Here is a 13,000-nt window from a genome sequence, read left to right as displayed (position 1 = left end):
CCTGATATAAAAAAGGGCGAACCAGTGGTTCGCCCTTGACTTTCATCGTGCTTGTTAGCCCTGTTTACGAATCAGGTAATCAAAGGCACCCAGGCTCGCTTTTGCACCTTCACCCATCGCAATGATGATCTGTTTGTAAGGTACGGTGGTTGCGTCACCGGCGGCGAATACGCCTGCCATGCTGGTTTCACCACGGCTGCCAATTTCGATTTCACCGCGGTTTGAAAGTTCAACCGCAGAATCCTTCAACCACTCAGTGTTTGGAACCAGACCAATTTGAACGAAGATACCGGACAGTTCAAGCTGCTTGATTTCGTCGGTATTACGATCTTTATAAGCCAGACCGGTTACGCGTTTACCATCACCGATGACTTCGGTGGTCTGTGCCATGGTGATGATATCCACGTTAGGCAGTGAATTCGCTTTGTTAATCAGGACCTGGTCGGCACGCAGTGTGTCGGCAAATTCCAGTACCGTCACGTGTTCTACGATGCCTGCCAAATCAATGGCCGCTTCAATACCTGAGTTACCACCACCGATAACTGCGGTTTTCTTACCTTTGAACAGCGGACCGTCACAGTGCGGGCAGTAAGCAACGCCTTTATTGCGATATTCTTGCTCGCCCGGTACGTTCATTTCACGCCAGCGTGCACCCGGGCTGAGGATAACACTGTTACTTTTCAGGGTAGCACCACTTTGCAAATTGATATGGATTTTGCCATCGGAGGTAAATTCCGACCCCATCAGCTTTTCAGCTTGCTGTTCGGTAATAATATCAACGCTGTATTCTTTAAGGTGCTCACCCAGGTTCGCCGCCAGTTTTGGCCCCTCAGTGTGTTTGACCGAGATAAAGTTTTCGATTGCCATGGTGTCCATCACTTGGCCACCCAGACGCTGAGCAACAATACCTGTGCGTATACCTTTACGGGCTGCATAAATTGCTGCCGCAGCACCAGCAGGGCCACCACCGACAACCAGTACATCGTATGGGTCTTTTTCGTTTAGGCTGGAGGCCGCTTTCTCTGCCGCACCGTCATCTAACTTGTTGAGTATTTCAGCCAGTGTCATACGACCCTGACCAAACAGTTCGCCATTCACAAATACACTAGGTACTGCCATGATATCGCGCTGTTTTACTTCATCCTGGAACAGGGCGCCATCGATCATGGTGGTGCGCACATCAGGATTAATCGCAGCCATCATGTTAAAGGCTTGCACCACATCCGGACAGTTTCTGGCATGACAGAGAAATAAACACTTCCACGTCCAGTTTTTTGTCCAGCTGTGCAATCTGTTCAATCGTAGCCTGATCCAGTTTGATTGGATGGCCGCCTGAGTGCAGCAGTGCCAGAACCAGAGAAGTAAACTCATGGCCCATTGGTACGCCGGCAAAACTCAACGAGGTGCCTTTGTCAGGGTTTGTCACTGTCATCACAGGCTTGCGCTCGCTGACATTGTCGTCGCGTTCTACGCTGACCAGTTCGCTCAGCGAAGCAATTTCATTCGCCAGTTCAAGAATATTTTGCGCGCCTTTACTTTCATCTAGGCTGACCACTAGACGGACTGGCTGTTTTAAGTTCGTCAGATACTGAGATAACTGCTGTTTGATCGCTTGGTCTAACATACCGGGATACCTTTATTATTTATTTTAAATGGAGTGGTCACTCTGGATAAAAGGAAGAGCCGACCGGGCATTCAGGTCGTCAGGTAGAACGCCCGACCAGCTCTTAAATTATCGTGTAATCATGTGATTACGCGTTATTTCTATAGAATTAATTTCTAAGGACAAGGCTGATTAGATTTTACCAACCAGGTCTAGTGACGGAGCCAGAGTCTCTTCACCTTCTTTCCATTTTGCTGGACATACTTCACCTGGGTGAGAAGCAACGTATTGAGCGGCTTTCACTTTACGCATCAGGTCTTCTGCGTCACGGCCGATACCTTCAGCAGTGATTTCCATTGCCTGGATAGTACCTTCCGGGTCAATCAGGAACGTCGCACGGTCTGCAAGACCCTGACCTTCACGCATTACACCGAAGTTGTTGGTGATGTTGCCGGTCTGGTCGCCAACCATGTAGTAGTTGATCTTGCCGATAGTGTCTGAACTGTCGTGCCATGCTTTGTGAGTAAAGTGGGTGTCAGTTGATACTGAGTACACTTCAACACCGCGAGACTGAAGCTCAGCGTAATGGTCTGCAAGGTCGCCTAGCTCTGTCGGACATACGAAAGTGAAGTCCGCAGGATAGAAGAAAAATACTGCCCATTTGCCCAGAACGTCCTGTTCTGTGATGTCTACGAATTCGCCGTTTTTGAATGCAGTCGCGCTAAATGGTTTGATTTTAGTATTAATCATATTCCGTGTTTCCTTTAAGTTATTGGTTGGAATGTCTTGTCTTCGGGAACTATATTCCCACCAAGTCGAGATTAAGAAAAATCGCTTATTACTATTAAATTGATAGGTAATTTCTATCCAAAATTACTCATAGTAAGCTACGGTACAAACGAGAGAGGGAGAGTCAGAAAGGAGATTTCAGGAAGTTTGATTATATTTTTGTTATACTTTACAAGTGGTTATGTTTGTTTTTGTGTTGGCTTACTGTGTAGAGCCAGCGAAACTTTGGATATTGGTCTGCGACCCAGAATATGGCTGATAGCCCAGCCTGCGTTAGCGACTTGCTGCAGATCAACGCCGGTATTTATTCCCAATCCCTGGCAAAGATAGATCACATCTTCTGTCGCCACATTGCCCGCCGCGCCCGGCGCATAAGGGCAGCCACCTAATCCGGCTACACTGCAGTCTATGGTGGTAATGCCCATTGACAGTGACTGATACAAATTGGCCAGCGCCATTCCCCAGGTATCGTGAAAATGCACAGCTAACTGTTCAGTCAGCACTTGTTTCCGGACGGCCTCAAGCATCCGGGCGATACGCAGTGGCGTGCCCGTGCCGATCGTGTCGCCAAGCGAGATCTGGTAACAGCCGAGGTCTTGCAATGCTGCGGCAACACTGGCGACTTGTTCGGGTAGTGTCGGCCCGTCATAAGGGCAATCAGCCACGCAGGAGAGATAGCCGCGGACTTTGAGTCCTAGTTGTTGTGCCTGGCTGACAACGGGCTTGAAGCGCTGCAGGCTTTGCTCGATTGAGCAATTGATGTTGTGCTGGCAAAAGCCCTGTGAAGCTGACGTAAAGATGGCGATCTCATCCGCCTGACAGGCGATGGCCTGCTCCAGACCGCGCAGGTTAGGAAACCAGAGCCGAGTAAGTCACTGCCGGCGCACGTTGAATGCCGCTCAGCACTTTATCTGAATCTGCCATTTGCGGTACCCATTTGGGTGAGACAAACGAACCGGCTTCTATATAGGTCAGGCCACTGGCCGATAGCTGGTCAATCAGAGCGATTTTAGCCGCGCTGGTGACCGCATTTTCATTTTGCAGGCCGTCACGGGCACCGACTTCAACCAGAGTGACGGCGGGTGGAAAGTCACTCAAGACCCCAGCCCGTAAAAGAGGCGGTTTCATTGCGATTCTCCTTTGTTGCCGCCTGAAGGAGAGATCCAGTTTGGCGCTCGTTTGGCAAAAAAGGCATTCAGCCCTTCCTGGCCTTGGGGCGACACGCGGATGTCGGCGATTAACTGGCTGGTATAGGCGATCAGTTTTTGATCGAGCGGGCTGTCGGCACAGCGCTGGCACAGGGCTTTGGCCTGAGTCAGGGCGACGGGGCTGTTGAGCAGGATTTGCTCGCAAAGCTGTTGCACCGCCAGTGATAAATCCTGGGGCTTCTCACTGACCTGTTGATGAATCAGCCCCATCTGCAGCGCTCTGGCGGCATCAAACGGTTCGGCGGTCAGCATATAGCGCCGCGCCTGCCGCTGTCCCAATGTCCGGCATACGTATGGGGCGATGGTGGCTGGGACTAAACCCAGTTTCACTTCACTTAAGCAAAAGCGGGCATCGGCACTGGCTACCGCGATATCGCAACAACAGATAAGGCCCAGTGCGCCGCCGAACGCACAGCCTTGCACCGCAGCGATCGTCGGATGGGGAAAAGTATCCAGGGTTTGCATCAGCAGCGCCAGCTGGGCAGCATCGCTGTGATTATCAGAATGTGATTTGGTCGCCATCGCGCGCATCCAGTTGAGATCGGCACCGGCCGAAAAATGGCGGCCATTGGCCTTGATGACCAGCAGGCGCAGCGTGGTCTCTTTGGCCAGAGCGTTGAGGTGATGCAAGAGCAACGCAATCATCTGATCATCAAACGCATTCGATTTGTCGATACGGTTGAGGGTTAAGCTGGCAATCCCGCTGGCGGACAATTCACACAGTACACTGGGCTGATCTGGGTTCATGGCGCGATTCCTTATTTACATGCGGAAAATGCCGAACTGGCTGTCAGCGATTGGCGCGCGCAGCGCAGCAGTCAGCGCACGCCCGAGGGTGTCGCGGGTTTCCAGCGGGTCGAGAATGCCGTCATCCCACAAGCGGGCACTGGCGTAATAGGGACTGCCTTGTGTGTCGTATAGTTCGACAATCGACTGTCTGAAGGCGGCTGCTTCCTGTTCTGGCCACTCTTGCTGACGCCGGGCCTGAATGTCACGCCGTACTTGGGTCAGTACCCCGGCGGCCTGCTCACCACCCATGACCGAAATGCGTGCATTAGGCCACATCCACATCATGGTCGGATTATAAGCACGGCCGCACATCCCATAGTTGCCGGCACCATAAGAGCCGCCAATGATGACGGTGAACTTAGGCACGTCGGCACAGGCGACGGCCATCACCAGTTTCGCACCATGCTTGGCAATGCCTTCCGCTTCGACCTTTTTCCCGACCATGAATCCGGTGATATTCTGTAAAAACAGCAGCGGGATTCTGCGTTTGGCACACAGTTCAATAAAGTGGGCACCTTTTTGCGCTGATTCAGAAAATAGGATGCCGTTATTGGCCACGATACCGATGGCGTGACCGTGTAACGTAGCAAAACCACAGACCAGTGAACTGCCATATAAGGCCTTAAATTCATCAAACTGAGAGTCGTCCACCAGACGGGCAATGATTTCGCGTACATCAAACGACAAGCGCAGATCAGCGTTAACGATCCCGTACATCTCTGCGGCCTCATAGCGTGGCGGCAGTACCGAATCAGGCACAATTGTGGGCGCAAGATTCGTGCTGGCGATCGCTTGGCGGGCTATGGAGAGTGCGTGCTGATCATTGTCCGCGTAATAATCGGCGACACCGGATTTTTTACAATGCACATCCGCACCGCCCAGCTCCTCTTCACTGACCACTTCACCGGTCGCGGCCCTGACCAGCGGCGGCCCGGCCAGAAAAATGGTGCCTTGCTGGCGGACAATAATCGATACGTCTGCCATGGCTGGAATATAGGCTCCGCCCGCGGTGCATAGTCCCATCACCACCGCGATTTGTGGGATCCCTTTCGCTGACATACGGGCCTGATTGTAGAAGATACGCCCGAAATGGTCGCGGTCCGGAAAAACTTCGGCCTGATAAGGCAGATTAGCGCCGCCGGAGTCAACCAGATAGACGCAGGGCAGGTGGCAGCGTTCGGCAATTTCCTGAGCGCGCAGATGTTTTTTTACCGTCAGTGGATAATAGGTGCCGCCTTTGACGGCCGGATCATTGGCAACCACCATACACTCAATGCCGTGAATGGTGCCAATGCCGGCGACCACACCTGCGCAGGGCACATCATCTTCATAGACTTGCCAAGCCGCAAACTGACCAATCTCGATAAAGGGGCTGGCAGGGTCGAGCAACTGCATCACCCGCTCGCGCACCGGTAGTTTGCCTTTCTGACGCTGGCGTTCAATCGCTTGTTCGCCCGCCCCCTGCAGCAGGGTTGTCCGGTGCTCCTCAAGTTGTTGCACCAGTGACGTCATGTGTTCCAGGTTGCGTTGGTAAAGTTCTGAGCTGGTTTTGATTTTGCTGTTAATCACGGCCATACGCACTCCGTTACAGGTTTAACGTGACTCGTTGAACAGTTCCCGCCCAATCAATATACGGCGGATCTCTGATGTTCCGGCGCCGATTTCATACAGCTTGGCATCACGCAGCAGGCGACCGGCCGGAAAGTCGTTGATATAGCCATTGCCGCCTAACAGCTGAATAGTATCTAACGCCATTTGTGTGGCCAGTTCAGCACTGTACAGAATGGCTCCGGCAGAATCTTTACGGGTCACTTCGCCGCGATCGCACGCGCCAGCGACGGCATACACATAAGCGCGCGCAGCATTCAGGCGGGTATACATGTCGGCGACCTTGGCCTGAACCAGCTGGAATTCACCGATCGACTGACCAAACTGTTTACGATCGTGAATATAGGGCAGGACCAGATCAAGACAGGCTTGCATGATGCCCAGCGGGCCACCGGCCAGAACAACCCGTTCGTAATCCAGCCCGCTCATCAGCACCTCAATGCCGTGATTGACTTTGCCGAGCACGTTGTCATAAGGAAACCCGGCACTGGTCAAAAACCAGTTCGCAGGTATTGGAACCACGCATGCCTAGTTTGTCGAGCTTCTGGGCTGAAGAGAAACCGGGAAATTCCCGTTCAACAATGAAGGCGGTAATGCCGCGTGAACCGGCTTCGGCGGCCGTTTTGGCGTAAACCACCACCACATCGGCATCAGGCCCGTTGGTGATCCACATCTTAGTGCCATTGAGCACAAAGTGGTCATTGCGCCGTTCGGCTTTGAGCTGCATGCCGACAACATCGGAGCCGGCATTCGGTTCGCTCATTGCCAGCGCGCCGACCCAGGCACCATCGAGTAATTTGGGCAGATATTTGACCCGTTGATCGGCATTGCCGTTGCGAAAAATCTGATTAACGCACAAATTGGAGTGAGCGCCGTAACTAAGGCCGACGGAAGCGGAGGCGCGGCTGATCTCCTCCATGGTGATGACGTGGGCGAGGTATCCCATGTGCGCGCCGCCGTATTCCTCACTGACGGTGACGCCCAGCAATCCCATTTCGCCGAACAAAGCCCACAAGTGCTCGGGAAACTGGTTTTGCCGATCAATATGGTCGGCGATAGGGGCGATATGCTGAGCAGAAAACGCATTGACCTGCTCTCGTAACATGTCAATGGTTTCGCCCAATCCGAAACTAAGTGGCTGATACTGGCTGTTCATAACACCTCCGCGTCCTTCCTTGCGCAGACACAGCGTGTTGAACAAAACGCTGTGGTCACAGAAAGTAGCTAACGAAAGATGAAAATGCTGTTGTAGGAAGCGCCTATTTCCTTGAATAAATAAGTACCTTGAATAAATAAGTACCTTGAATAAATGATTACTTAGAATAAATAAGCACCCGGAAGAAAGCAGTATTTGGAAGACATCAGTACCTGGAAGTAATAAGTACTGGGAATACCTAACTGCTAACCTTCAGAGCCTGCTCGCAACGTTCGCGCGCAGCCTCCAACTCTCCCATCACGGCTCCGATGTCATCCAGCTGACGCTGCAAAACCGCCTTTTTATCCTCAATAATATTGAGCATTTTCACTAACTGTGTCTCGCCCTGATGAGCATCGTAAAGCTCAAACAACTCGCGAATTTCGGCCAGAGAAAACCCCAGACGTTTGCCACGCAAAATCAACTTCAAACGGATTTTGTCCCGTCGCTGATAGATGCGCACTGTGCCTTTGCGCTCTGGCTGTATTAAGCCCATGTCTTCGTAAAAACGAATACTGCGGGTTGTAATATCGAACTCCTTGGCGAGCTCGCTGATTTTAAAAGTTTCCACTGACCGAAGTCCTCCAACTGCTCATTAGGGCTGGTCTGAAACCAGCGATGAGGGACGTTTGTGCTGTCAGTCACCTGTGACAGAGCCAGGTGAGAAATTGTTATTGTTGTTGGTTTGTTTCTTTACGTTTACGTAAATGTTAGTGCTATGCTTACGTAAACGTCAAGAAGCCGCTGGGCGAAAATCGCCGGGTAGAAGCGCCTCAGAGAATCAACGAGGCCAAGTTGTTCAGTTGTACCCGCCTATAACAAGAGCCTTGTGGTGAATACTTTCGTCAACGATACCGAGGACGAGGGCATGGAAAAAGCCATTTGGATTGTATCTGCCAAACGTACACCGCACGGGCGCTTTCAGGGTGCCTTGCGAGATTATTCTGCTCCCGCACTAGGCGGGCTGGCCATTAAGGCCGCGTTAAATGCCGCGTCAGCGCCGGTTGAGCAGATCGACGAAGTGCTGATGGGCTGCGTGCTGACGGCTGGCTGCGGCCAGGCCCCGGCCCGTCAGGCCGCACTGGCGGCCGGACTGCCTTACTCTATCGGCTGCAGCACGATTAACAAGGTGTGTGGTTCGGGCATGAAAACCGTCATGCTGGCCTATGATTTGATCAACGCCGATTCTGCGCGCTGCGTTATTGCTGGTGGTATGGAGAGCATGACCAATGCGCCCTATCTTTTGACCAACTCGCGCAGTGGTATGCGGATGGGCCACCAGACGACCTACGATCACATGTTTCTCGACGGATTGCAGGATGCCTATGAAGGACATTTGATGGGGGTTTATGCCCAGCAAGTCGCCGACAAACTGCAATTTAGCCGTGAGCAGATGGACGAGTGGGCGGCGCTGTCAGCTCAGCGTGCCTGGGAAGCGCAGGGTCAGCAACTGTTCGTTGCCGAGATGGCGCCGGTGAGTCTTGAGGAAGGGGCGCAGATACTCAATTACGATGAGCACCCACGTTCGATCCGGTTAGAAAAAATTGCCCGGCTGAAACCTGCATTCAGTGCTGATGGCACGGTGACCGCTGCCAATTCGAGTGCGATAGCCGACGGCGCCTCAGCCTTGATGCTGATGGATGGCGAAACCGCTCTTCAGCAGGGAATTGAGCCGCTGGCCGTGATGCGTGGTCATAGTACCCACGCCAGACATCCGTCTGAATATACCTTAGCGCCGGTGTATGCCATTGAGCAGTTGCTCTCACAGCTCGACTGGTCAGCCGATGAAGTCGACCTGTGGGAAATCAACGAAGCGTTTCGCCGTGGTCACTCAAATTGCGATTCAAAAACTGGATCTGGATGTGGACCGGGTCAACGTCAAAGGTGGCAGCTGTGCCCTTGGCCATCCTATTGGCGCCAGCGGGGCACGAATTCTGGTCACTCTGATTCACAGTCTGCGTCAGTTACAGGCCTTAGGCGTGGATGGCAACCGTGAACATAAAAAAGTCATGCGCGGCATCGCCACGCTGTGTATTGGTGGTGGTGAAGCGACCGCAGTGGCGATTGAAGTGCCGGTGCCTGATGAGGTGCCGCTATCATGATGTTCTCGTTCCTTAATCCCTTATTACTGAGTCTGCATGGTATGCAGCGTCCCGTTTCTGCGGTCAGTTTGACCGGGCTGCCCCCGGTGCGATCTGCCTTGAAAGGATCCGATTATGAGTCATTCTGTCCCGTTGTTTATTGATGGTGAGTTTCGCCAGTCGGTGAGTCAGGAGTGGGTAGACGTCACGAACCCGGCAACGAATGAGGTTTTAGCACGTCTGCCTTGTGCCACCGAAGACGAGATGAGCGCTGCAGTGCGTAGTGCGCTGGCCGCGTTTGAGTCTTGGAAGAAAGTTCCGGTGCCGGAGCGGGCCAGGCTGATGCTGCGCTATCAGCATTTACTCAAAGAGCATCATGATGAACTGGCGCAACTGCTGTCACAGGAAACCGGAAAAACCACAGCAGATGCCAAGGGTGATGTATGGCGCGGGATTGAAGTGGTGGAACAGGCCGCGAATATCGCCAGCAACATGATGGGTGAAACGGTTGAGAACGTCGCATCTGATATCGACACTTATTCGCTTATCCAGCCGCTTGGCGTCTGTTGCGGTATCACTCCCTTTAACTTCCCGGCCATGATTCCGTTGTGGATGTTTCCGCTGGCGATTGCCGCGGGGAATTCCTTTGTCCTCAAACCCTCAGAGCAGGTGCCGCTGACCTCCGTGCGCCTGGCACAACTGTTTGAGCAGGCCGGAGCGCCGCAAGGCGTACTGCAGATAGTGCATGGCCGTAAAGCGCAGGTCGATTTTCTGCTCGCTCATCCGGATATTCGAACCATCTCTTTTGTCGGTTCGGTCAAGGTTGCTCAGTACATCTATCAGCAAGGCACTGCCCATTTCAAACGGGTGCAGGCGTTCGCCGGCGCCAAAAATCATCTGGTCGTGATGCCGGATGCCAATAAAGAACAAGTCATCAATAACCTGGTAGGTGCCTCGGTGGGGGCGGCGGGTCAGCGCTGCATGGCGATATCGGTTGCGATTCTGGTCGGGGACGCGCGCCACTGGCTGCCGGAGCTTAAACAGGCGATGGCCGCCATGCGCCCCGGACGCTGGGATGATGAGCAAGCCGCTTACGGGCCGCTTATCAGCCCGCAGGCGAAGCAGAGAGTGCTGAGCCTGATTGAACAGGGGAAACAGCAGGGGGCGGTGTGCGAACTGGATGGCAGCCAATGTACGGTCGATGGTCTGCCGCATGGTAACTGGGTCGGGCCGACCCTGTTTAGTGGCGTGACAACCAAGATGAGCCTGTATCGCGAGGAGATTTTTGGTCCGGTGCTGGTGTGTATGCAGGCGGACAGCCTGGAAGAAGCCATCGCAATCATTAATCGCAACCCTTATGGCAACGGTACCTCAATTTTTACCGCCAGCGGTGGTGCCGCGCGTAAATTCCAGCATGAAATTCAGGTCGGGCAGGTCGGTATTAACGTGCCGATCCCTGTGCCGCTGCCGTTCTTCTCCTTTACCGGTTGGCGCGGTAGCTTCTACGGCGATCTGCATGCCTACGGCAAGCAGGCTGTTCGCTTTTTTACGGAGACCAAAACGGTCAGCGCACGCTGGTTTGAGGATGATATTCCCGGTGGGCCTAACCTGACTATTCATCTCAGATGACGGTCTCAATTCTCTCCGGCTTTGGCAATGAACCTGGCTGTTCGGCTGAGGCAGAAACAGAGAAAGAGATAGAGAGAAAAACAAGGCTACAAAAACGGACAGACAGATACGGAGCTCAGTATGGACTTTGAACTGAATGAAGATCAACGGGCGTTTGCCGATACCGCGCGCCAGTTTGCCAGTGAACGTCTGGCACCATTTGCTGCGCAGTGGGATGAAGAACAGTTTTTCCCCAAACAGGTGTTACGTGATGCCGGAGAGCTGGGTTTTCTCGCGCTTTATACGCCTGAAGAGCATTGTGGCCTTGGATTGAGCCGTCTTGACTCGTCAATTGTGTTTGAACAACTTGCTATGGGCTGCACCTCTACCACAGCGTTTATGACTATTCATAATATGGTGACCTGGATGGTCGCCAGCTTCGGGACTCAGGAAGCAAAAGCCTATTTCTGTCCGCAACTGGTATATGGCAAATGGCTGGGTTCGTACTGCCTGACTGAGCCCAATGCCGGCTCTGATGCGGCGTCACTCACCACCACCGCGCGCAAGCAAGGCGATCATTACATCCTCAACGGCAGCAAAACCTTTATCTCGGGTGCCGGTGAAACCGATGTACTGGTGGTGATGGCGCGTACCGGAGAAGCGGGAGCAAAAGGCATTTCTGCGTTTGTGCTACAGGCTGACACGCCGGGAATCAGTTACGGACGCAAAGAACCCAAAATGGGCTGGAACAGCCAGCCGACCCGCTCGGTGACCCTGGAAAACGTCCGGGTGCCGGAAAGCGGTTTACTCGGCCAGGAAGGGGAAGGATTTACCTTCGCCATGAAAGGGCTGGATGGCGGGCGGATTAATATCGCCACCTGCTCTGTCGGCACCGCACAACAGGCACTCAATCAGGCCACACAGTATATGCAGGAGCGTAAACAGTTTGGTCAGTCACTGGCTCAGTTTCAGGGGTTGCAGTTTAAGCTGGCTGATATGGCAACCGAGTTAGTAGCGGCGCGTCAACTGGTGCGCTATGCCGCCAGTAAACTGGATCTCGGGGACAGGGAGGCGACCACTTACTGCGCAATGGCGAAACGATTCGCTACCGATGTCGGTTTTCAGGTGTGTGATGCGGCGCTGCAACTGTATGGCGGCTATGGTTACATCCGTGAATATCCGCTCGAACGCCATTTTCGTGATGTGCGTGTACATCAGATCCTGGAAGGGACTAATGAGATTATGCGTCTTATCATCGCGCGGCGGTTACTGGGTGAAGGATGTGCGATTTGGTAGCGGGAAAGAGCAATTTACGGAGCGATTATGGCTGAGCAAACGAATTCGGTAACGCCCATTGAGGTTGAAGTGCGTCAGCATGTAGCGGTAGTTACCATGAACAACCCGCCTGCCAATACCTGGACAGAACAGAGTCTGGTGCAGCTGAAAGGGCTGGTGGAGTCACTCAACGATGATAAAGATATTTATGCCATGGTACTGACCGGAGCTGGCGACAAGTTTTTCTCGGCCGGAGCTGATCTCAAGTTGTTTGCCGATGGCAATAAGGCCACAGCGCACACCATGGCGCGCGTGTTTGGCGAAGCGTTTGAAACCCTGAGTGCGTTTCGTGGGGTGTCGGTCGCTGCCATTAACGGCTATGCGATGGGCGGTGGTCTGGAGGTCGCGCTGGCATGCGATATTCGGGTTGCTGAGCGGCAAGCGGTTTTAGCGTTACCTGAAGCCAAAGTCGGTTTACTGCCCTGTGCCGGCGGAACGCAGAATCTTACCGCTCTGGTTGGTGAAGGCTGGGCGAAGCGGATGATTTTATGTGGTGAGCAGATTGCAGCAGATCAGGGGCGGCAGATAGGTTTGGTGGAAGAGGTGGTAGAAAAAGGACAGGCGCTGACTTACGCGCTTGAGATGGCGCAGAAACGTGGAAAATCAGTCACCGTCTTCCGTGGCTGCCTGCAAGCGGCTTATTCAGCAGACCCGTTATGCGACTCACCAGCAAGGTTTGATCAAAGAACGCGAATACTTCCTCAACCTGTTCGATACTGAAGATCAGACCGAAGGCGTGCAGGCGTTTCTGCAAAAACGCAAACCGCACTGGAAAAACCGTTAG

At 53.2% G+C, this 13,000-nt stretch carries 6 protein-coding genes and 5 pseudogenes; 4 read left to right on the top strand and 7 right to left on the bottom strand.

Annotated features, from left to right (window positions below; genetic code table 11):
* Positions 1 to 54 precede the first annotated feature (54 nt).
* The 7 genes and pseudogenes from ahpF to ABDK09_03885 all read right to left on the bottom strand — a co-directional run bounded on the left by ahpF (position 55) and on the right by ABDK09_03885 (position 7,763).
* A pseudogene (gene ahpF / locus ABDK09_03915) lies at positions 55 to 1,624 on the bottom strand (alkyl hydroperoxide reductase subunit F).
* 171 nt (positions 1,625 to 1,795) lie between these two features.
* The gene (gene ahpC / locus ABDK09_03910) at positions 1,796 to 2,353 is read right to left on the bottom strand and encodes an alkyl hydroperoxide reductase subunit C (protein ID XAW87408.1); all 558 of its coding nucleotides are present in this window, start codon (positions 2,351 to 2,353) and stop codon (positions 1,796 to 1,798) included.
* Positions 2,354 to 2,571: 218 nt separating this feature from the next.
* Positions 2,572 to 3,520, bottom strand: a pseudogene (locus ABDK09_03905) (hydroxymethylglutaryl-CoA lyase).
* A complete protein-coding gene (locus tag ABDK09_03900; protein ID XAW87407.1) occupies positions 3,517 to 4,347 on the bottom strand; it encodes an enoyl-CoA hydratase-related protein in 831 nt (276 codons plus the stop codon). Before ABDK09_03900 ends, ABDK09_03905 begins: the two are co-directional and overlap by 4 nt.
* A 15-nt stretch (positions 4,348 to 4,362) precedes the next feature.
* A complete protein-coding gene (locus ABDK09_03895; protein ID XAW87406.1) occupies positions 4,363 to 5,964 on the bottom strand; it encodes a carboxyl transferase domain-containing protein in 1,602 nt (533 codons plus the stop codon).
* 18 nt (positions 5,965 to 5,982) lie between these two features.
* Positions 5,983 to 7,153, bottom strand: a pseudogene (locus tag ABDK09_03890) (isovaleryl-CoA dehydrogenase).
* Between the two features lie 238 nt (positions 7,154 to 7,391).
* On the bottom strand, positions 7,392 to 7,763 hold the full coding sequence (locus ABDK09_03885; GenBank protein ID XAW87405.1) for a MerR family DNA-binding transcriptional regulator: 372 nt from the start codon (positions 7,761 to 7,763) through the stop codon (positions 7,392 to 7,394).
* Positions 7,764 to 8,060: 297 nt separating this feature from the next.
* Here ABDK09_03885 and ABDK09_03880 point away from each other — a divergent pair.
* From ABDK09_03880 to ABDK09_03865, 4 genes and pseudogenes are all read left to right on the top strand, one after another.
* Positions 8,061 to 9,294: pseudogene (locus ABDK09_03880) on the top strand (thiolase family protein).
* Between the two features lie 114 nt (positions 9,295 to 9,408).
* Positions 9,409 to 10,902 (top strand): CoA-acylating methylmalonate-semialdehyde dehydrogenase, encoded by a 1,494-nt coding sequence (locus ABDK09_03875; protein ID XAW87404.1) that lies wholly within the window; start codon positions 9,409 to 9,411, stop codon positions 10,900 to 10,902.
* Positions 10,903 to 11,022: 120 nt separating this feature from the next.
* The gene (locus ABDK09_03870) at positions 11,023 to 12,177 is read left to right on the top strand and encodes an acyl-CoA dehydrogenase family protein (protein ID XAW87403.1); all 1,155 of its coding nucleotides are present in this window, start codon (positions 11,023 to 11,025) and stop codon (positions 12,175 to 12,177) included.
* Positions 12,178 to 12,204: 27 nt separating this feature from the next.
* Positions 12,205 to 13,000, top strand: a pseudogene (locus ABDK09_03865) (enoyl-CoA hydratase).

It is taken from the genome of Vibrio sp. CDRSL-10 TSBA (assembly GCA_039696685.1).
Lineage (GTDB): Bacteria > Pseudomonadota > Gammaproteobacteria > Enterobacterales > Vibrionaceae > Vibrio.
The sequence above is the reverse complement of the archived record's forward strand: the minus strand, read 5'-3'. Positions and strand labels throughout refer to the sequence as shown.